This is a genomic window from Nonomuraea cavernae (genome assembly GCF_014646355.1).
Lineage (GTDB): Bacteria > Actinomycetota > Actinomycetes > Streptosporangiales > Streptosporangiaceae > Nonomuraea > Nonomuraea cavernae.
In genome coordinates this window covers 13,709-32,696 of record NZ_BMNH01000018.1, presented here as the reverse complement: position 1 = coordinate 32,696, position 18,988 = coordinate 13,709, and the positions used below count along the sequence as shown (strand labels likewise).

The following is an 18,988-nucleotide window of genomic DNA, read 5'->3' as shown; positions in this document are numbered from 1 at the left end:
GGGCGTTCCTCCGGGGGAATGGGAGTCGGGCCCTCAGCCCCGTCGAGCGGGCATTTCCAGGATGGTACGCAGCTGGTAGCGGTCGGCGCGGTAGGTGGAGACGCCGAGCTCGGCACAGACGCCGCCGGAGAACGACCGGCGCTGGAGCAGGAGCACGGCGCCGCCGCGTGGCAGCTTCAGCAGGTCGGCGTCGCTGGGGTCGGCGATGCCGCCGTCGATGGTGAGCTCGCCCGCGTCCATGACGAGTCCGTAGCGGGTCTCCAGCAGGGAGTAGAGCGATCTGCCGGACAGGTCGTGCTCGGCGAGGTCGGGGGCCAGCTTGACCGGGATGTGCGCCCGCTCGATCGACAGCGGCTCGCCGTCGGCGGTGCGCAGACGCTCGATGAAGTGCACTTCCTCGCCGGGCTGGATGCCCAGCTCCTTGGCCAGGTGGGCGCTGGCGCGCACGATCCTGCGGTCGAGGTCGCGCGAGCCCGGCGCCATGCCACGGGCCCGCATGTCGTCGGTGAACGAGGTCAGCTGGAGAGACAGCTCGATCTTGGGCCGGGCGACGAAGGTGCCCTTGCCGGGGACCCGGTGCAGTCTGCCTTCGGACACCAGGTGGTCGACGGCCTGGCGCACGGTCATGCGGGACAGGCCGAACCGCTGGCAGAGCTCGCGCTCGGACGGGATCGCCGCGCCGATGCTGAGCTCGTCGCTGTCGATGAGATCCAGCAGGATCTCGCGGAGCTGGAAGTACTTGGGCACCGGGCTGTCCGGATCGATGTGCGCCACGGATCCTCCCCTCGATCGGACGTGGGCAATGGGCTATGGTTCGTACTGGTCTAGTCCGGACTAGACCACCACATCTCGGAAAACAGGGTCAAGTCCGAACGGTAACGATTGAAGGATGAGCGCCACATGACGACCAAGATGCGCAGCGAGATCGCCGAGCAGCCCGCGGCGCTGCGCGCCACCCTCGACTCCCTGCTTCCCCGGGTCGGTGAGGTGAGGGAGCTGGGCGAGCGGACCCGTCAACTGTTGTTCATCGCGCGTGGCACCTCCGACAACGCCGCAGTCTACGGGCGCTATCTGGTGGAGTCGCACGCCGGGCGGCTGGCCGGGCTCGCCGCCCCGTCCATCGCGACGACCTACCGGCGCCGGCTCGACCTCGACGGCGTGCTGGCCGTGGCGATCTCCCAGTCGGGCCGGACCGAGGAGATCGTGGAGACGCTGCACTGGGCCAGGGACTGCGGCGCGAAGACCGTCGGCATCACCAACGGCGGTCCGGACAGCCCGCTAGCCCAGGCCGCCGACGTGGCGCTGTGCACGGTCGCCGGCGAGGAGCAGGCGGTACCCGCGACCAAGACCTACACGACGCAGCTCGCCGCGCTCGCCGTGCTCGCGCTCGGGCTGGGCGCCGACGTTGACGCGGCGGACCTCCAGCGGGTTCCCGAGGCGGTCGAGAAGCTCATCGGCGACCCCGGTGACCTGGACGCGGTGGTCGAGGGGCTGGCCGACAAGCACGGCGCCGTCGTCTCCGCGCGCGGGCTGGCCTTCTCCACCGCCCTGGAGACCGCGCTCAAGCTCAAGGAGGCCTGCTACCTGCACGCCATGGGCCTGTCCTACGCGGACCTGCTGCACGGGCCGATCGCGGTCGTCGACGCCGAGACCCCGGCGGTGCTGGTCGCCTCGGAGAACAGCCCGACCCTGCCCGGCACGGTGGCCCTGGCCGAACGGGTCGTGGCGGCCGGCGCGGCGGCGTACACGATCGGTGGGGGAGCCGAGCTGGCGCGGGCGGGCACGGCCGCGCTGAAGGGCCCCGACCTGCCCGAGTGGGTCGCGCCGATGGGCCTGATCGTGCCGGGGCAACTGCTCACCGAGGCGCTGGCCAGGAGGCTCGGCATCGACCCCGACGCGCCGCGCGGGCTGAACAAGGTGACCCAGACCGACTGATCGGGGAGTGTCGTCTAGCCTGATCGAAGCGTGAGGACGAGGAGGATCGGATGGCGGCGGACGTCAACGCGATCATCGCCGGGCTCGGAGGCGTCGGCAACATCATCGACATCGAACCGTGCATCACCCGGCTGCGCACCGAGGTGCACGACGCCTCCAAGGTCGACCAGGCGGCCCTCAGGGCGGCGGGGGCCCACGGGGTGATGGCCGCGGGCAACGTGGTGCAGGTCGTCGTGGGACCCGAGGCCGACACGATCGCCAGCGACATCGAGGACATCATCGGCTAGAGGGCGAGACCATGACGACTGTTCTCGCTCCGGTGGAGGGGGCGGCTGTGGGGTTGGCGGCCGTGCCGGATCCGGTCTTCTCCGCGGGCATGGTGGGGCCTGGCACGGCGATCGACCCGCTGAGGGAGCCGGGCATGGCCGTGGCCCCCATCGCCGGAAAAATCATGAAACTGCATCCACATGCCTACGTCATCGTGGGGGACGACGGCAGGGGGGTGCTGGTGCACCTCGGCATCGACACGGTCCAGCTCAAGGGGGAGGGCTTCACGTTACTGGCCGCCGAGGGCGATCGGGTGCGCGCGGGTCAGCCCGTGGTGGCCTGGGATCCGTCGGTCGTCGAGGCTGGGGGTCGCTCCCCCGTCTGCCCGGTCGTCGCGCTCGACGCGGTGGCGGGGTCGGTGTGGGGTGTGGCGGCAGGAACCGTACATGTGGGGGATGAGTTGTTCCGATGGCATTAAAAGTGGCTTTAGACATGGTTCCGGGTGGTCCGGACCGGCACATGAGGAGGACCGCATGCCTGAACGCAAGGTGACCGTGGTGGCGGAGGTGGGGCTGCACGCCCGTCCGGCGGCCACGTTCGTGCGAGCGGCGACGAAGGCGCCGATGGACGTCACCGTCGCCAAGGTGCCGGGAGGCGACCCGATCAACGCCAAGAGCATCCTGCAGATCCTGGCGCTCGACGTCAGGCAGGACGAGACGATCGTGATCAAGGCTGAGGGCAAGGGAGCTGACGAAGTGCTGGACGAACTAGCGAAGATCGCCGGATCGCCATGAATCTGACGGGGGTGGGGGCCAGCCCGGGCACCGGGCAGGGCCCCGCGTTCATCGTGACCGTCTCCGTGCCCGAACCCCCCGAGGGCGCCACCTACACAGGAGAGGCGGATCAGGAGAAGCAGCGCGCGGCCGACGCGCTCCAGCAGGTCGCCGGAGTGCTGGAGCTCCGCGGCGACCGGGCGGGCGGCCAGGCCGGAGAGATCCTCAGGGCGCAGGCCATGATGGCCGAGGATCCCGGACTGGCCGTGGCCGTCCGGAGCTTCATCGACCAGGGCATCGCCGCGCCCAGGGCCGTCTACCAGGCGTTCGCCAGGTTCCGCGAAACGCTGGCGGGAGCCGGCGGCTACCTCGGCGAGCGGGCCGCGGATCTCGACGACGTCAGGGACCGGGTGATCGGCGAGCTCACCGGCCACCCCATGCCGGGCATCCCGTCGGAGCCCGCCCCGCCCGACGAGCCGGGCGGGGCGCCCCGGCCGTACGTGCTGGTCGCCCATGACCTGGCGCCCGCCGACACGGTGCTGCTGACGAAGGACCTCGTCGCCGCGTTCGTCACGGAGAAGGGCGGGCCGACCAGCCACACCGCGATCGTGGCCCGGTCGATGGGCGTGCCCGCCGTCGTCGGCTGCCGAGGGGCGACCGGCATCCGGCCCGGCGTGCGCGTTCGGGTCGACGGGACGTCCGGTCAGGTACAGGTCGAGCCGCCGCCCGACTTCTCCGACAGCCGGTCGGCCGGCCCGGAGGCGGGCCGGTCGGCCGGATCCGGCGTGGGCCGGTCGGGCGGCGACGCGTGGGCCGGGCAGGTGGCCGCCCGCGACACCGGCGGTCCCGGCCGGACCAGCGACGGCCACGCGGTGCCGCTGCTGGCCAACGTCGGCGGCCAGAGCGACCTGGACGCGGCGGTGGCCCACGGCGCCGAGGGCATCGGGCTCTACCGCACCGAGTTCCTCTTCCTCGGCAGGAGCGAGGCGCCCTCGGCCGACGAGCAGCGGCAGGTCTACCGGGCCGCGCTGGAGGCGTTCCCCGGCCGGACGGTCGTGGTGCGGGTCCTCGACGCCGGGGCCGACAAGCCGCTCTCCTTCCTGCCCCCCTCAGGCGGGGAGCCGAACCCCGCGCTGGGGGAACGCGGCCTGCGGCTGCTGCGCAGGTTTCCGGACGTGCTGGACACGCAGGTGGAGGCGCTCGCCGGCGCCGCCGACGGCAGCTCGGCGCACCTCATGATCATGGCTCCGATGGTGGCCACCGCCGAGGAGGCCTCCTGGTTCGCGGGCGTCTGCCACGTCAGAGGGCTGGCGTCGGCCGGTGCGATGATCGAGATCCCGGCGGCCGCGCTGCGCGCCGAGAGCCTGGTCACCGTGGTCGACTTCGTGTCGATCGGCACCAACGACCTCGCCCAGTACACCTTCGCCGCCGACCGCGAACTCGGCACGCTGGGCACCCTGCAGGACCCGTGGCAGCCGGCGCTGCTCGATCTCGTGCACCGCACCGCGACCGCGGCCTCCGACAACGGCAAGCCGTGCGGGGTCTGTGGGGAGGCGGCCGCCGATCCGCTGCTGGCCTGCGTGCTCGTCGGGCTGGGCGCGACCTCGTTGTCGATGTCGCCCCGCGCGTTGCCCGCCGTACGGGTCGCGCTGGCGGGGCAGACGCTCGGCCAGTGCCAGCTCGCCGCGCAGGCCGCGCGGGGGATGGAGACGCCCGCGCACGCCCGTGCCGCGGCCCGGTCCGAGCTGCCGGAGCTCGCCCGCCTGGGCCTGTAGACGGTCCGCGGGCCATCCTGTGGGGGGACATGAGCAGACGGTCCGCGGGCCATCCTGTGGGGGGACATGAGCAGACGGTCCGCGGACCATCCTGAGGGGACGTGAGCAGAGGGTCCGCGGACGGCCCCGCGGGACGCGTGCAGGCGTCGTACGGGCGGGCCTGTGGGCGGTAAGCGGGGCTGTGGAGGGGGTTTCGGCGTCGTGCGGTGCTCGCGCACGACGCCGCGTGGATACGGTTGGACGCATGCTTGGACGGATCGGTGCGGCGGGCCTGTTGGTGATCGCTCTCTCGGCCTGCGCCGGAGGCGGCGGCTCGGCCGGCGCGCCGGCGACGGGGGAGACGGGCACGACGGCGAAACCGCCGGCGCCCACGAGCGCCGCCCCTTCCGCCCCTTCCTCGCCGCCCGCCGCCCGCACTCCCGCGCAGGGCGACGAGGTGCGCCGCACACTGTCGCGGATGAGCGTCGAGGAGAAGGTCGGCCAGCTGTTCATGCCGGTCCTGTACGGCACGTCTGCCGACAGCGTCTCGGGCGAGAACCAGGCCAGGTACGGCGCCCAGACCCCGGCCAAGGTGATCGCCCGCTACCACCTCGGCGGCGTCATCCTCTTTCCCGCCAACGTCAAGAGCACGGCCCAGGTGGTCGGGCTGACCAACGGGATGCAGCGGGCGTCGCCGAGGGTGCCGCTGCTCATCGGCACCGACCAGGAGAACGGCCTGGTGTCGCGGATGTCGGCGCTGATGACGCGCTTCCCCGGCGCCTCGCAGATCGGCTCCACCCAGAAGACCTCCATGTCGCGGGCGGTCGCCAAGGCCACCGGCGCGGAGTTGCGCGCGGTCGGCGTCAACCTCGACTTCGCCCCGGTCGCCGACGTCAACATCAACCCGCGCAACCCGGTCATCGGCCAGCGGGCCTTCGGCGACGACCCGGCCAGGGTGGCCGGCATGGTCTCGGCCGCGGTCAAGGGGTTCGGCGACGCCGGCATCGCCGCCACCGCCAAGCACTTCCCGGGCCACGGCGACACCAACGTCGACAGCCACACCGGGCTGCCCGTGATCAAGCACACTCGGGCCGAGTGGGAGCGCGTCGACGCGCCGCCGTTCAAGGCCGCGATCGCCGCCGGGGTCGACGCCGTGATGAGCGCCCACATCGTCTTCCCCAAGCTCGACCCGTCGGGCGATCCCGCGACCCTGTCCAAGCCCATCCTGACCGGGCTGCTCCGCGAGAAGCTCGGCTTCAGGGGCGTGATCTCGACCGACGCGCTCAACATGGAGGGCGTGCGCAAGAAGTACGCCGATGGCGAGGTGGCCGTGCGAGCCGTCCTGGCCGGGGCCGATTTGCTGCTCATGCCGTACGACTTCCCGAAGGCGTACCACGCGGTGCTGGCCGCGGCGAAGTCCGGCAAGATCAGCCGGCAGCGGCTCGACCAGTCGGTCACCCGGCTGCTCACGCTCAAGCAGGCCCGCGGCATCCTGCACGAGGCGCCGGTCGCGTCGGCGGAGCGGGCGGCCAAGGTGCTGCGCTCGGCCGAGCACCGCGCGCTGGCCGCCCGGGTCACCCGCGCGGCGCGTTAGTGCTCGCCGTGTAAGCCGCTGGCCACGTACATCGCGGCCAGCATGGCGAACAGGTACGCCTGCAGGAACTGGATGAACATCTCGAACGCGGTCAGCACGATGGTCATCACCACGCCGAGCAGCCCGATCCCGGCGCCGAGCGGCGTGAGCCGTTCGAACACGAACCAGAAGCCGACCGCGCTGAAGAACGCCAGCAGGATGTGCCCGGCGAACATGTTCGCGAAGAGCCGGATGAAGTGCGTGAACAGCGAGGTGACGAAGACCTCGGCGAGGATCAGCGGCGCGTAGATCGAGTACGCCCACCACGGCAGGCCGGGCAGGTGCACGATGCCCTTGAGGTAGCCGCGCACTCCGTGGTGCCTGATGCCCAGGTAGAGCTTGATCAGGTACACGCCGACGGCCACCACCAGCGGGAAGGCGATGTGCGCGGCGACGGGGAACTGGATGAGGGGGATGACGCCCATCAGGTTCCAGACCAGCACGGTCAGGAAGATCGTGAACAGCAGGCCCATCCACCGGTCGGCGTCCTTGCCGAGGCTGGGCCGGGCGACCTGGTCGCGGACGAACACGTAGGCGTATTCGCCGAGGTTCTGCCAGCCGCGCGGGACGATCGCGGGTCTGGCGAAGGCGGCCCAGCACAGCGCGATGACGACGACGGAGCTGAGCAGCGCGATCAGGACGGGTTTGGTGAGCCATTCGGGTCCGCCGGCGAAGATCGGCGGGAGGTCGAAGAGTTCCAGGCCGGGGGCCGTGAACCTGTCGGGGGAGGTGATCAGGATCGTCGTTCGCACGGCGGTCCCTTCTCGGTTCGATGGGAACGGAGCACCACCCTAGCCAGGGGAATTGGTGGTCCTTTATCCCGGTTTTATGTGGTCACCCAGGGCTGTGGGACGCTCTAATCTGGAGCGGATGTCCGATCGAGGAGGCAGCGTGGTCGCAGGTGTTCTGATCGACTGGGGCGGGGTGCTGACGACCAGCATGTCCGACTCCATCAGGCACTGGATCGTGGCCGACCGCATCGACGACGCCCACTATCGCGAGGTGATGGGCGAGCTCGTCCGTCATGCCTACAGCGGTGACGGCGAGACCGTCGTGCACGCGCTCGAACGCGGTGAGATCGACGGCTCCACGTTCGAGCGTGACCTGGCCGCCCGGCTGCGCACCGTCGACGGCGCCCCGCCCGTGGCCGACGGGCTGCTGGAGCGGATGTTCGCCGGGTTCGAGCGGGCCGAGGCGATGTACGACATGCTGCGCGACGTCAGGGAGGCCGGCGTCCGCACGTGCCTGCTGTCCAACTCGTGGTCCAACACCTATCCCCGCGAGGGCTGGGACGAGATCTTCGACGCGGTGGTGATCTCGGGCGAGGTGGGCATGCGCAAGCCCGAGCCGCGCATCTTCCAGCACGCGCTCGGCCTGGTGGGGCTGCCCGGTGAGGCGTGCGTGTTCATCGACGACATCGAGGCCAACATCGTGGCCGCGCGGGCGCTCGGCATCGAGGGGATCCACCACACCGATCCGGACACGACCATCACGCGACTCGAGACACTCCTTCAACTCTCGCTGAGACGGGCATGATGGTCTCTCCGCACGCTGCGAAAGGTTTCTGATGCGCGTCTACCTGCCCTGCACACTCCCCGAGCTGGCCCGAGCGGTCGAGTCGGGGGAGCTGGGCCCGGCTCCGCTGACCGGCTACGCGGTGACGCCCGCGCTGACCGAGTGGTACGCCTCGGGTGACGCCGAGGAGCTCGAATACGTGGCCCTCACCGAGGCCGCCCGCGCCTCGCTGCGCATGCTGGCCGCCGACGGGGGCGCCACGGCGCCCCGCCGGGTGGTGGTCGTCGCCGAGGTGCCCGACGCCGCCCTGTCGGCGGGCACCGATCTGGAGGACCGGGGCAGGGTACGCGTCGGAGACGGGGTGCCGCTGGCCAAGGTCGCCGCGGTGCACGTCGACGACCTCCAGGCGACCGGCGACGTCGAGGCCGCGATCGCCGCGCTGCCCGCCGCCGACCAGGGTGATGACGACGCCCGCTTCACGGTCGACGGCGCCGAGGCGCACGAGCTCATGTGGTACGCCACCCAGGAGATCCCCGACCTCCTCGGCTCCTGACTGGACCGGCGCCCGCCGCCGGCCGCGGCAAGCCGGATCGGTGAGGGAGCCGAGCCGAAGGTCGCGGCTCCGTCGTCCCGCGAAATGTCGGGCCCGACGGCTAGGCTGTCCGGGACATGACAAAGCACATCATCTGGGATTGGAACGGCACCCTCTTCCACGACATCGACGCCGTGGTGGGAGCCACCAACGAGGTTTTCAGGTCCTACGAGCTGCCCCCGCTCGACGCCGACGGGTTCCGCGCGGTCTACACGCGGCCCATCTGGCTCGCCTACGAGCGGCTGCTGGGCCGCCCGCTGGACGAAGGCGAGTGGGAGCTGCTCGACACCGGCTTCCACGACCACTACTTCCGGCTGGCCGTCGCCTGCGGGCTGGCCGCCGACGCCGAGCTCACGCTCACCAGCTGGACGGGCACCCAGTCGCTCTGCTCCATGGCTCCGCACGCCCACCTGGTCCCGACGGTCGACTCCTTCGGCATCACCCGCCACTTCACCCGGGTCGACGGGCTGGTCGGGGTGACCGGCGGCGAGAAGGCCGCCCACATGACCGCCCACATCCAGGCGCTGGAGGTCGAGCCGGACGAGGTCCTGGTGATCGGCGACAGCGTGGACGACGGGCTGGCGGCCCGGCACGTGGGCGCCCGAGCGGTCCTCTACACGGGCGGCATGACCACGCGGGCCGAGCTGGAGGGCACCGGCCTGCCGGTCGTCGACACCCTGGCCCAGGCGCTCGACCATGCCTGATCCGCCTGGTCGGCAGCCCTAGCCCCGCGGCAGGCCCTACTCTTGCAGCACCCCTCAGGAGGCTGCCATCAACCGTCTAGTGCTCTGGAACATCGATCTGACCCTGGTCGACGTCGCCATCGTCACCCGAGACGCCTACGCCGAGGCGTTCCGGGCCGTGACCGGGCGCCCGCTGGTCAAGCTGGTGCCCCCGCTGGGCCGGCCGGATTCCGAGATCATCTTTGAGACTCTCGCCGTCAACGGCATCGTGGCCGAGGACGGCCACCTGCCCGCGTTCATCTCCGCCCTGGCCACGGCGTTCGCCGACCGGCGCAAGCGGCTGCCCAAGGAGGGCCGCGCCCTGCCGGGGGCCAGAGACGCGCTCAAGGCCGTGGCCCGGCTCGACGGCGTGGTGCAGACGGTGCTCACCGGCACCATCAAGGGCAACGCCGTGCTCAAGCTCCAGGCGTTCGGGCTCGACAAGTACATCGACTTCGAGCTCGGCGGCTACGGCGAGGAGGTCTACCCCAAGGCGACGCTGCTGCAGGTCGCCCAGGGACGGGCCAAGGCGCGGCTCGGCACCCCGTTCACCGCGGCCAACACGGTCGTCATCGGCGACTCGGCGCGTGACGTACAGGCCGCCAAGATCGGCGGCGCCGCGATGATCGGGGTGGCCTCGGGCCGGTCGATGGAGGCCGAGTTGCGCGCCGCCGGGGCCGACGTGGTGCTGCCCGACCTGTCCAACGCGTCGGAGGTGGTGGCCGCCGTCGCGGGCCTCACCTCGCCGGTGGTGGCGCGCGGGCCGGTCAGCCCGGCGTCCTGAGGGAGCGGGCCGGTCGGTCGGGTGCCGTGAGGCGGCGGGCCGGTCGGTCGGGTGCCGTGAGCTCGCGGGCCGGTCAGTCGAGGGCGTTGAGGAAGCGGGCCGCGATCGGAGCCGCCACGGCCGAGCCCGCGCCGCCGCCCTCCACGATGACCGCGAACGCCAGGTCGCCCCGGTAGCCGATGAACCACGAGTGCGCGGGCGGCTCCTTGCCCGAGCCGTACTCCGCCGTGCCGGTCTTGCCGGCCGTGCCGGAGGGGAAGCGTACGGCGTGGGCGGTGCCGTCGGTGACGACGGCGGGCATGAGCCGGCGCAGCGCGCGCACCACGGCGTCCTCCAGTGGGCGTGGGCGCAGCGTGTGGTCGGGCACCAGCTCCTCGGCGACCAGGCGGGGCGGACGCCAGGCGCCGTCGGCGACGGCGGCCGCGACCGAGGCCATGTTCAGCGGGCTGGCCAGCACCCTGCCCTGCCCGATCGAGGCGGAGGCCAGGTCGGTGGCGTCCTTCGGGGCCGGGAACTCCGCGCGCACGGCCGGCACGCCCGGTGTGATCGCGGCGCCGAAGCCGAAGCTGCCGGCCACCTCGGCGAGCCGGCCCTTGCCCAGGTCGTCCACCGCCATCGCGCCGAACGTCGTGTTGCACGAGTGCGCGAACGCGTCGCGGAAGGCCAGCGTGCCGTAGTCCTTGAAACCGGCGTTGTGGAAGGGGAAGCCGCCGATGTTCTGCTCGGCGGGGCAGCTGACCTTCCGGTCCGGCTCCAGGCCGCCGGCGACCAGCGCGGAGGCCGTGACGACCTTGAACGTCGAGCCGGGCGGATACTTGCCGAGCAGCGCCCGGTTGAACCCGCCGGGCCTGTTGACCACCGACAGGATCTCGCCGGTCGACGGGCGCAGCGCGACCAGCGAGGCGGGCTTGCCGGCGTCCTCCAGGGCGGCGGCTCCGGCGCGGTGCACCTTGAGGTCGATCGTGGTGGGCAACGGCAGGCTCTCGCTCGCCTCGACCACGGTCTTGACCTGCTCGTCGCCCTGGTAGAGGTCGATCCTGGCGCTGCCCGTCGTGCCGAACCTGTCGGGATAGGTCTGCTTGAGCCCTTCGACGAGTTGCTGCACGGAGCCGGGAGCGTCGGGGGTGTCGATGCGGCTGCCGTCGGCGGCCAGCACCGGGAGCGGCTGTCCCTTCACAGTGACCACCCGCAGTGACCGGCCCCGCTTGAGCAGCGGGTGGATGGCGGCCGGGGTCCAGGCGACCTTCCAGCCGCCGTCGCGCTCGACCAGCTTGAGCTGCCCGTCGTACTCCCAGTCCTTGGGGCCGATCAGCGTGGCGTGGAAGCTCACCTCGCCGCCCCGGTCCTCGGCGCTCGCCGGGAAGATCCCGGTGGGCCTGGGCCGGTGGAAAATGGCCTGGATGAGCTTGAGGTCCTTGCGGAAGAGCCGGTGCAGTCGTTCGAAGTCGGCGGGCGGATCGGCCACCAGTTCGCGCATCGCCAGGTAGTCCTCCGACGACCAGGCGGTGAGGTAGCGGTCGGCGGTCTCCTCGGGCGAGCCGGTCGTGCGCAGCGCCCAGAACGTCCCCCCGGCGGCGAGCACGGGCACGAGGATGGCGGCGGTGATCCAGCGCCCCTTGCGCCGTCGTCTCGGAGGAGGGGCCTCCTCCTTGAGATGTGCGTACATTGTCCCCCTTTGTGGTGCCATGGAGGAGAGGACAGCAGAGGTGCCTTATCGGTGTCCAATACTGATATGAGGACTTCATCGATATAAATCTGGCTATAGTTGCTGGCTGTGGACCTTGTCCGGCACCTTCGCTACTTCATCGTGGTGGCGGAGGAACTCCACTTCGGCAACGCCGCGATCCGGCTCGGCATCGCCCAGCCGCCGCTCAGCCAGCGGATCAAGCGCCTGGAGCAGGAGCTCGGCGTGCGGCTCTTCGACCGTTCCGCCCGCCAGGTCCGGCTGACCGGGGCGGGCCGGCTGCTGCTCACCGAGGCCCGCGAGATCGTGATCCGCGTCGACCGGCTGCACGAGCTCGCCCGCCACGGCGAGGACTCCGTGCTCAAGGTCGGGGTCCCGCCCGACCTGGCCGCCGCCGTCATCGCCGCTCTGGTCGCCGGCTTCCGCGAGACCCGGCCCGAGGTACGGCTCGCGCCCGCCGAGATCTGGACGGCCGACCAGGTGGCCGCGCTCACGGACGGCACGATCGACGTCGGCATCGTCCGGCACCCCGTCACGGCGCCCGGCCTGCACTTCGGCCGGTTGCTGACGCAGTCCCAGGGCGTGCTGCTGGCCGCCGACCACCCCCTCGCCCGCGGGGGCGAGCTGCACCTGGCCGACCTGGCCGGGCAGGAGTTGCTGCTGCCGCCCCGGGAAGGGGAGCCGGGGCTGTACGCCGAGGTGCTGGTCGAGTGCCGTCGCCACGGCTACGTGCCGGCCCAGGTGCACGAGGGCGCGGGGCTGGGGCTGGTGCTCGCGGGCGCCGCGGTCGCCTTCGGGCCTCGGGAGGAGGTGCCGGGACTGGCCTGGCGACCGCTGCTAGGCTCGCCGATCGCCCTTCGGTTCTCCACGGCCTGGCGGGCGGCGACGGACGCGGTCACCGGCTTCTCGGCGGTGGCCGTACGTACTCTGAAGGAGCGCGCCGGGATGGCGGACGAGGGCGCGACGCCCGCGCGGCGGGTCAGCCGGCGGCCGGGGTCGCTGGCATGAGCGACTTCGACGGGCTGTTCCGCGCGGCGGGTGTGACGGGCTGGCTGCACGCCGCCGACCTCGACACCGGCCGGGAGGTGGGGCACGGGTCCGACGAGCCGGTGCCGACCGCGTCGGTCTTCAAGGTGCCGCTGCTGGTCGAGCTCTGCCGGCAGGCGGACGCCGGGCTGCTCGACCCCGCCTCGCGGGTGACCGTGGGGGCCGCCGAGCGCGCCTTCGGGCCCACCGGTGTCTCTGTCATGCTCGACGACGTCACGATGTCACTGCGCGACCTGGCCTACCTGATGATCGCGGTGAGCGACAACACCGCGGCCGACGTGCTGGCCGGCGTGGTCGGGCTCGACGCGGTCAACGCGATGCTGGCCGGGTTCGGGCTGCACGGCACGCACGTGGCGCACACGACCAGGGGCCTCTACCAGAGCATGGCCGACGACATCGGGCACGGCTGGCCGTACCTCGACGTGGAGGAGATCGCCCGGCTGCGGGTGCTCGACCCGCGGCACACCAACCGCAGCACGCCGCGCGAGACGGCCGCGCTGTTCGGGCTGATCTGGCGCGACGAGGCCGCCTCCGCCGAGTCGTGCGCCTGGATGCGCACCGTCCTCAACCTGCAGGTCTGGCCGCACCGGCTGGCCTCCGGCTTCCCGTACGACGACGTCGAGGTCAGCGGCAAGACCGGCACGCTGCCGACGCTGCGCAACGAGGCGGGCGTGGTCGAGTACCCCGACGGGGGCCGCTACGCGGTCGCGGTCTTCACCCGCTCGTTCAGCCCCGCGGTCAACCAGCCGCGCGCCGACGCGGTGATCGGCACGGCCGCGCGGATGGCGGTGGACCACCTGCGCCGTTGACGCGCTCCCGGGCCGAATCCGAGGGCGGAACCGCGGGCGAACCAGGTAGCGCGTTGGGGGGGACGACAGGTATGACTTTCGTCAGGACCAGCGACAGGATGGGACACATGGTTGTTGAAGGTGCACTTCTCTGGGAACCGGCCGATGACGTCGTCGCGGGCGCCAGGCTGACCCGCTACCTGGAGTCGCTGGGACGGCCAGGGGCCGGCTACGACGAGGTGTGGCAGTGGTCCGTCGACAGTCCGGCGGAGTTCTGGACGTCCATCTGGGACTACTTCGGGGTGATCGGCGAACGTGGTGCCGGGCCCGTCATCACCGGGACGATGCCTGACGCCACCTGGTTCGCCGGAAGCAGCCTCAACTACGCCGAGAACGCGCTGCGCCACGAGGACGGCACCGCGCTGGTGTTCGTCTCCGAGGACGGCGGCCGGCAGGAGATGTCCCGCGCCGAGCTGCGCGAGGAGGTCGCCCGCGTCAGGGCCGGCCTGGTGCGCCTCGGCGTCGGGCGCGGCGACCGGGTCGCCGGCTACCTGCCGAACATCCCGCAGGCGCTGATCGCCTTCCTGGCCACCGCCTCCCTGGGCGCGATCTGGTCGGCCGGATCGCCCGACTTCGGCGTGCCGAGCATCGTCGACCGGTTCCGGCAGATCGAGCCCAAGGTGCTGATCGCGGTCGACGGCTACCACTACAACGGCAAGAGCTACGACCGCTCGGCGGCGGTGAAGGAGATCGCCGCCGAGCTGCCCTCGCTCCGCGCCACCGTGTGGATCCCCTACCTGGCAGCGGCCGGGGACGGCCGGCCCCCGCAGCGGGCCGAGCCCGCTCCCGCCCACACCGACGCCCTGCCGCACGGCGAGGTGATCGGCTGGGAGGGGCTGCGGGCCGAGACCGGGCCGTTGGAGTTCGAGCGGGTGCCGTTCGACCACCCGCTGTGGATCCTCTACTCCAGCGGGACGACCGGGCTGCCCAAGCCGATCGTGCACGGGCACGGCGGCATCGTGCTGGAGCACCTCAAGTCGCTCTCCTTCCACCAGGACCTGGGCGAGGGGGACGTGTTCTTCTGGTACACCACCACGGGCTGGATGATGTGGAACTACCTCATCGGCGCCCTGCTGGTGGGCGCCACCCCCGTGCTCTACGACGGCTCGGCCGCCTACCCGTCGGCCGCCGTGCTGTGGCGCATCGCCGCCTCCGAGCGGGTGACCTACTTCGGGGTCGGCGCGCCGTACGTCATGGCCTCGCTGAAGGCCGGCATCCACCCCGAGGGCCTCGACCGGCTCCGGGGCCTCGGCTCCACCGGGTCGCCGCTGCCGCCGGAGGGGTTCTCCTGGGTGGCCGAGGAGCTGCCCGGGGTCCCGCTCGGGTCGTTCTCCGGCGGCACCGACGTGTGCACCGGGTTCGTCGGCGCGACCGTGCTGCACCCGATCCGGGCGGGGATCATCCCGTGCCGTTCGCTGGGGGCCCGGGTGGAGTCGTACGACATCGAGGGCAGGCCGGTCGTGGGGGAGGTCGGCGAGCTGGTGATCACCTCGCCGATGCCCTCGATGCCGGTGATGTTCTGGAACGACCCGTCCGGCGAGCGCTACCGCGAGAGCTACTTCGACGTCTACCCCGGCGTGTGGCGGCACGGTGACTGGATCAAGATCAACGAAGACGGCAGCTGCGTGATCTACGGCCGCTCCGACTCGACACTGAACCGGGGCGGCGTCCGGATGGGCACCAGCGAGTTCTACCGCGTGGTCGAGCGGTTTGAGGAGATCACCGACAGCCTGGTGATCGACACCGGGCAGCTCGGCCAGGAGGGACGGCTGCTGCTCTACGTGACGCTCGCCGAGGGCGCCGAGCTCACCGAGACGCTGACCGGTGCCCTGTGCGCGGCGTTGCGCGAGGAGCTGTCACCCCGGCACGTGCCCAACGAGATCCGCGCGGTGCCCGGCATCCCGCGCACCCTGTCGGGCAAGAAGCTCGAGGTGCCGGTCCGCAAGATCCTCCTCGGCACCCCCGTCGAGCAGGCGGCCAACCCCGACGCCATGGCCAACCCCGAGGTGCTGCGCCACTTCACCCCCTGAGCGTCACGCCTTGAGCTTCACACTCTGAGCGGCCGGAGCGCCTCGCTCCAGGAGACGACCTGGTCCAGCATCGCGGTGACCGCGTCCTCATGGCGGGCCGCCGGCTTGAATACCGTCATCTCCTCGAAGTCGGTGAAGAGGGACAACGCGACCTGGGCCGACACGTCGGCGACCTTGACCCGGCCGAGCATCTGCCTGAGGTGCTCGGCCGCCCGCACCCCGCCGTCGACGCCGTAGCCGACGAACCCGGCGGCCTTGTCGGCCCACTCGGAGAAGAGGAAGTCGATCGCGTTCTTCAGCACCCCCGAGGTCGAGGAGTTGTACTCCGGTGTGACGAACACGAAGCCGTCGAAGGACGCGATCCGCTCCGCCCACGCCCTGGTGTGCTCGTGCTCGTACACGCCCGCCGCGGCCGGCAGGCTCTCATCCAGGTGGGGCAGGTCGTAGTCCTTCAGGTCGACCAGCTCGTAGTCGGCGTCACCTCGCTTGACGGCCAGGTCGTGCACCCAGCCGGCGACGGCCTCGCCGTTGCGGACGGGGCGGGTGCTGCCGATGATGATGGCGATCCGGGTCATGGCGTGCCTTTCGGAATGATGATGATCTTGCCGCGGGTCTGGCCGGACTCCGCCCGGAGGTGGATGTGGTGCAGGCCGGTCAGCGGGTGCGACTCGGCGATCTCGACGGTGAGCCGCCCGGCGTCGATCAGGGCCACGAGCTCGGCGAGCTGCCCGGGATCGTTGCGGCTGACGAAATGGGTGGCCCGCGGAGAGTCGATCGGGGTGGCGACGGTGACGATCACGCCGTCCGGCCGCGCCAGGGCGGCCAGCTCGCCCGCCGCCTCCGGGGTGATCCCGGCGAGGTTCAGGACCACGTCCATCCCGCCGGGCAAGGGGTCCCGGGTGTAGTCGACCACCTCGTCGGCGCCCAGCGCGCGCACCGCGTCCCGGCTGCGGGGGCTCGCGGTGGCGATCACCGTGGCGCCCGCCCGTTTCGCCAGCTGGACGGCGAACAGGCCGATCCCGCCGCCCGCGCCGTTGACCAGCACCCGCTGGCCGGCGGTGACGCGGGCGTGCTCGAAGACGGCCTGCCAGGCGGTGAGCCCGGCGACGGGGACGGCGGCGGCGGCTTCCAGCGGGATCGTCTCGGGCGCCCTGGCCAGCGCGCTCGCCGAAGCCACCGTGTACTCCGCCGCCGCGCCGTCCACCAGGCCGATCACCTGGTCGCCGGGGGCGAACTCCGTGACGCCCGCGCCGGTCTCGACGACCCTGCCCGAGACGTCCCAGCCCAGCGTGTGCGGCAGCGTCACGGGCAGCACCCCGTCGAGCAGTCCGAGCCGCAGGCCCACCTCCGACGGGTTGAACGAGGTGGCCGCCACCTCGATGAGCACCTCACCGGAGCCCGGCCGCGGTCTCGGCACCTCGTCGTAGCGGATCACCGACGCCTCGCCGTACTCGTGGATCCGCGCCGCACGCATCAGGTCGTCCGCTTCGCGGAAGGCGTGCGCGTGGTCCCGCGCCCAGTCCCGGAAGGTGCGGGCCGGGGTGCCTGTCACGTCTTCGACCGCGGACGTGGTGGGGCCCGGGGTTTCCACGAGGGCGGCCTGCGCGTCCAGCATGGCGTCCGTGGCGTCGGGGGGCCAGCCCGAGGCGAGGAGGCGGTCACGGGTCGCCTGGGGTGGGAGCTCGTGCCAGCGCACCGGGCGGCCGAGCGCCTCGCCGATGAGGCGTGCCTGGTCGGCCTGGGTGAGTGACTCGGGGCCGGTGAGGACGTGGGTGGCGCCGTGGTGACCGTCGTCGAGGAGCGCGCGCACCGCGACGGCCGCGATGTCCCGCTCGTCCACCGGCGACATGGCGGCCTTCCCGTACGACTCGCGGACGACCCCGGCCGGCACCTGGTCGGCCCACCGCAGGGCGTTGGCCGCGAAGGCGTGCGGCCGCAGGATCGTCCACTCCAGCCCCGACCGTCCGACCAGCCGCTCGATCTCGCGCTCGTGGTCGCGTACGGCGGCGGAGGAGAGGTAGACGACCCGCCGGGCCCGTTGGGCGACCACCTCCAGCACCGCTCCGGCGCCCTCGGCCGTGCCGAAGGGCCAGACCAGGAACACCGCCTCCACGCCGTCGAGTGCGTCCACCAGAGATTTCGGATCTCGCAAATCACCGGTGAATCCGGATTTCCCGGGATCGCGGGTCAGCGCTCTGACCTCGACTCCCGCTTCTCTCAACTGAGTGACCACGTGTCGACCGACCCTGCCGGTCGCACCTGTCACCAGAACCACGCTCATGGAACCTCCTTCGCTGGTCAACCGTAGGAGGCGCACGAGAGATAACCAATGCGCTGATGTCTGCTCTTTATACGCGTACGTCTCACCGGATAGACTCCCGGCGTGGACGTGCTCAGTGACGTGATGGCCATCGTGCGCACCGGATGCCCCCGCTCCGCGCGGGTCGAGTGGCATGCCCCCTGGGGGCAGAGATTCCCCTCGGCGCCCGGTTCGGCGGGCTTCCAGGTCATTCTCCAGGGGTCCTGCTGGCTCATCCCGCCCGCCGGTGATCCGATCCCGGTCAACGTCGGCGACGTGCTGTTCTTCCCCCACGGCGACGGCTACGCCATGGCCGACAGCCCGGCGACCCCGCTCCCCGAGTCCGTCTGCGATCCCGGCGACGAGGCGGGCCTGTTCGCCTCGGCGTCCTTCCCCGGCCCCGGCGCGGCCACGGTCATGCTCTGCGGCGGTTACCAACTCGATCCCAGCCGGAGCCACCCGATCCTGCGCGAGTTGCCAGAGGTGATCCATCTGCCGGCTCACCTCGGCCACCGTCCCGAGCTGCGCGCCGCGGTCGAGTTGCTCGGCAGTGAGATCGCCAACCCCCGTCTGGGCGCGGACACCGTGGTGTCGTCACTTCTCGACACACTGCTGCTCTACATCTTGCGGGCCTGGTATGACTCGGGCCCCGGCCAGTGCCAGGTCAGCGGATGGGCCGCGGCCCTGGCCGACCCCGCGATCAGCGCCGCCCTCGACGCCGTCCACCGCGACCCGGGGCACGCGTGGACGCTGCCGTCGCTGGCCGGTCTGGCGGGCCTGTCCCGGGCCGCCTTCTCGCGCCGCTTCACGACCCTGGTCGGGCAGTCGCCGATGGCCTACCTCACCTGGTGGCGGCTGGCGGTCGCCGGTCGCCTCCTGCACGAGTCGGACGCCTCGCAGGCGGAGGTGGCGGCGCGCGTCGGCTACGGCTCGGAGTTCGCCTTCGCCAACGCCTTCAAGCGCCATTACGGCATCGCCCCCGGCAGATACCGCCGCCACACCTGCCCACAGCCTGCGGATCCGGTGACCAGAGGCGCGACCGATGGCGAGTCCGGCCGTGCGACCGGCCGTCAGTCCGGTGGTGAGAGGGTGGCGGTGCGTTGAG

General features: G+C 71.8%; 19 protein-coding genes. 14 read left to right on the top strand and 5 right to left on the bottom strand.

The features are described from left to right. Positions 1-33: 33 nt before the first annotated feature. Entirely contained in the window at positions 34-774 is a 741-nt protein-coding gene (locus tag IEY82_RS25400) for a GntR family transcriptional regulator (RefSeq protein ID WP_189126729.1), read from the bottom strand. Between the two features lie 126 nt (positions 775-900). Between IEY82_RS25400 and IEY82_RS25395 the strand changes: the two genes are divergently transcribed. The 6 genes from IEY82_RS25395 to nagZ all read left to right on the top strand — a co-directional run bounded on the left by IEY82_RS25395 (position 901) and on the right by nagZ (position 6,323). After that, complete coding sequence (locus IEY82_RS25395; protein ID WP_189126728.1) at positions 901-1,935, top strand: SIS domain-containing protein; 1,035 nt, start codon at positions 901-903, stop codon at positions 1,933-1,935. 50 nt (positions 1,936-1,985) lie between these two features. Then, positions 1,986-2,222 (top strand): PTS sugar transporter subunit IIB, encoded by a 237-nt coding sequence (locus IEY82_RS25390; protein ID WP_189126727.1) that lies wholly within the window; start codon positions 1,986-1,988, stop codon positions 2,220-2,222. Between the two features lie 11 nt (positions 2,223-2,233). Further along, complete coding sequence (locus IEY82_RS25385) at positions 2,234-2,680, top strand: PTS sugar transporter subunit IIA (protein WP_189126726.1); 447 nt, start codon at positions 2,234-2,236, stop codon at positions 2,678-2,680. 55 nt (positions 2,681-2,735) lie between these two features. After that, a complete protein-coding gene (locus tag IEY82_RS25380) occupies positions 2,736-2,996 on the top strand; it encodes an HPr family phosphocarrier protein (RefSeq protein WP_189126725.1) in 261 nt (86 codons plus the stop codon). Further along, on the top strand, positions 2,993-4,750 hold the full coding sequence (locus tag IEY82_RS25375; RefSeq protein ID WP_189126724.1) for a phosphoenolpyruvate--protein phosphotransferase: 1,758 nt from the start codon (positions 2,993-2,995) through the stop codon (positions 4,748-4,750). Before IEY82_RS25380 ends, IEY82_RS25375 begins: the two co-directional genes overlap by 4 nt. 244 nt (positions 4,751-4,994) lie before the next feature. After that, positions 4,995-6,323: a beta-N-acetylhexosaminidase gene (gene nagZ, locus IEY82_RS25370; protein ID WP_189126723.1), complete on the top strand. Its 1,329-nt coding sequence runs from the start codon at positions 4,995-4,997 to the stop codon at positions 6,321-6,323. On the opposite strand, the gene atpB is transcribed toward nagZ, so the two are convergent. Then, the gene (gene atpB, locus IEY82_RS25365; RefSeq protein ID WP_189126722.1) at positions 6,320-7,114 is read right to left on the bottom strand and encodes a F0F1 ATP synthase subunit A; all 795 of its coding nucleotides are present in this window, start codon (positions 7,112-7,114) and stop codon (positions 6,320-6,322) included. The two genes, nagZ and atpB, sit on opposite strands and share 4 nt — an antisense overlap. A 139-nt stretch (positions 7,115-7,253) precedes the next feature. On the opposite strand from atpB, the gene IEY82_RS25360 reads away from it, so the two are divergent. The 4 genes from IEY82_RS25360 (at position 7,254) to IEY82_RS25345 (ending at position 9,975) form a co-directional block, all read left to right on the top strand. Beyond that, positions 7,254-7,898 carry an HAD family hydrolase gene (locus tag IEY82_RS25360; RefSeq protein WP_229697675.1) on the top strand — a complete coding sequence of 215 codons (645 nt, stop codon included), beginning with the start codon at positions 7,254-7,256 and terminating at the stop codon, positions 7,896-7,898. 31 nt (positions 7,899-7,929) lie between these two features. Continuing rightward, positions 7,930-8,430: a DUF6912 family protein gene (locus IEY82_RS25355; protein ID WP_189126720.1), complete on the top strand. Its 501-nt coding sequence runs from the start codon at positions 7,930-7,932 to the stop codon at positions 8,428-8,430. Between the two features lie 116 nt (positions 8,431-8,546). Then, positions 8,547-9,173 carry an HAD family hydrolase gene (locus tag IEY82_RS25350; protein WP_189126719.1) on the top strand — a complete coding sequence of 209 codons (627 nt, stop codon included), beginning with the start codon at positions 8,547-8,549 and terminating at the stop codon, positions 9,171-9,173. Positions 9,174-9,252: 79 nt separating this feature from the next. After that, on the top strand, positions 9,253-9,975 hold the full coding sequence (locus IEY82_RS25345) for an HAD family hydrolase (protein ID WP_189126718.1): 723 nt from the start codon (positions 9,253-9,255) through the stop codon (positions 9,973-9,975). 73 nt (positions 9,976-10,048) lie between these two features. Here the strand turns inward: IEY82_RS25345 and IEY82_RS25340 are convergent, their stop codons facing one another. Continuing rightward, the gene (locus IEY82_RS25340; RefSeq protein ID WP_189126717.1) at positions 10,049-11,641 is read right to left on the bottom strand and encodes a penicillin-binding transpeptidase domain-containing protein; all 1,593 of its coding nucleotides are present in this window, start codon (positions 11,639-11,641) and stop codon (positions 10,049-10,051) included. Positions 11,642-11,749: 108 nt separating this feature from the next. On the opposite strand from IEY82_RS25340, the gene IEY82_RS25335 reads away from it, so the two are divergent. The 3 genes from IEY82_RS25335 to IEY82_RS25325 all read left to right on the top strand — a co-directional run bounded on the left by IEY82_RS25335 (position 11,750) and on the right by IEY82_RS25325 (position 15,584). Further along, positions 11,750-12,667, top strand: a complete 918-nt coding sequence (locus IEY82_RS25335) for a LysR family transcriptional regulator (protein WP_189126716.1) — start codon at positions 11,750-11,752, stop codon at positions 12,665-12,667. After that, positions 12,664-13,515, top strand: a complete 852-nt coding sequence (locus IEY82_RS25330) for a serine hydrolase (protein WP_189126715.1) — start codon at positions 12,664-12,666, stop codon at positions 13,513-13,515. The genes IEY82_RS25335 and IEY82_RS25330 overlap by 4 nt, the downstream gene beginning before the upstream one ends. A 107-nt stretch (positions 13,516-13,622) precedes the next feature. Continuing rightward, a complete protein-coding gene (locus IEY82_RS25325) occupies positions 13,623-15,584 on the top strand; it encodes an acetoacetate--CoA ligase (protein WP_189126714.1) in 1,962 nt (653 codons plus the stop codon). 17 nt (positions 15,585-15,601) lie between these two features. Here IEY82_RS25325 and IEY82_RS25320 read toward each other — a convergent pair whose 3' ends face one another. Together IEY82_RS25320 and IEY82_RS25315 are read right to left on the bottom strand one after the other, a co-directional pair. Continuing rightward, entirely contained in the window at positions 15,602-16,159 is a 558-nt protein-coding gene (locus IEY82_RS25320) for an NADPH-dependent FMN reductase (RefSeq protein WP_189126713.1), read from the bottom strand. Beyond that, positions 16,156-17,865: an NmrA family NAD(P)-binding protein gene (locus tag IEY82_RS25315; protein ID WP_189126712.1), complete on the bottom strand. Its 1,710-nt coding sequence runs from the start codon at positions 17,863-17,865 to the stop codon at positions 16,156-16,158. Before IEY82_RS25315 ends, IEY82_RS25320 begins: the two co-directional genes overlap by 4 nt. A 102-nt stretch (positions 17,866-17,967) precedes the next feature. Between IEY82_RS25315 and IEY82_RS25310 the strand changes: the two genes are divergently transcribed. Next, positions 17,968-18,987, top strand: coding sequence for an AraC family transcriptional regulator (locus IEY82_RS25310; protein ID WP_189126711.1), 1,020 nt, complete (start codon positions 17,968-17,970; stop codon positions 18,985-18,987). The last annotated feature ends 1 nt before the right edge of the window (position 18,988 follow it).

Excerpts from the sequence above, each read along its gene's own strand:
- IEY82_RS25325 (WP_189126714.1), top strand. The coding sequence starts at position 13,623 with ATGGTTGTTGAAGGTGCACTTCTCTGGGAACCGGCCGATGACGTCGTC.
- IEY82_RS25375 (WP_189126724.1), top strand. The coding sequence starts at position 2,993 with ATGAATCTGACGGGGGTGGGGGCCAGCCCGGGCACCGGGCAGGGCCCC.
- IEY82_RS25340 (WP_189126717.1), bottom strand. The coding sequence starts at position 11,641 with ATGTACGCACATCTCAAGGAGGAGGCCCCTCCTCCGAGACGACGGCGC.
- IEY82_RS25355 (WP_189126720.1), top strand. The coding sequence starts at position 7,930 with ATGCGCGTCTACCTGCCCTGCACACTCCCCGAGCTGGCCCGAGCGGTC.
- IEY82_RS25350 (WP_189126719.1), top strand. The coding sequence starts at position 8,547 with ATGACAAAGCACATCATCTGGGATTGGAACGGCACCCTCTTCCACGAC.
- IEY82_RS25385 (WP_189126726.1), top strand. The coding sequence starts at position 2,234 with ATGACGACTGTTCTCGCTCCGGTGGAGGGGGCGGCTGTGGGGTTGGCG.
- IEY82_RS25395 (WP_189126728.1), top strand. The coding sequence starts at position 901 with ATGACGACCAAGATGCGCAGCGAGATCGCCGAGCAGCCCGCGGCGCTG.
- IEY82_RS25315 (WP_189126712.1), bottom strand. The coding sequence starts at position 17,865 with ATGAGCGTGGTTCTGGTGACAGGTGCGACCGGCAGGGTCGGTCGACAC.
- IEY82_RS25380 (WP_189126725.1), top strand. The coding sequence starts at position 2,736 with ATGCCTGAACGCAAGGTGACCGTGGTGGCGGAGGTGGGGCTGCACGCC.
- nagZ (WP_189126723.1), top strand. The coding sequence starts at position 4,995 with ATGCTTGGACGGATCGGTGCGGCGGGCCTGTTGGTGATCGCTCTCTCG.
- IEY82_RS25390 (WP_189126727.1), top strand. The coding sequence starts at position 1,986 with ATGGCGGCGGACGTCAACGCGATCATCGCCGGGCTCGGAGGCGTCGGC.
- IEY82_RS25320 (WP_189126713.1), bottom strand. The coding sequence starts at position 16,159 with ATGACCCGGATCGCCATCATCATCGGCAGCACCCGCCCCGTCCGCAAC.
- IEY82_RS25330 (WP_189126715.1), top strand. The coding sequence starts at position 12,664 with ATGAGCGACTTCGACGGGCTGTTCCGCGCGGCGGGTGTGACGGGCTGG.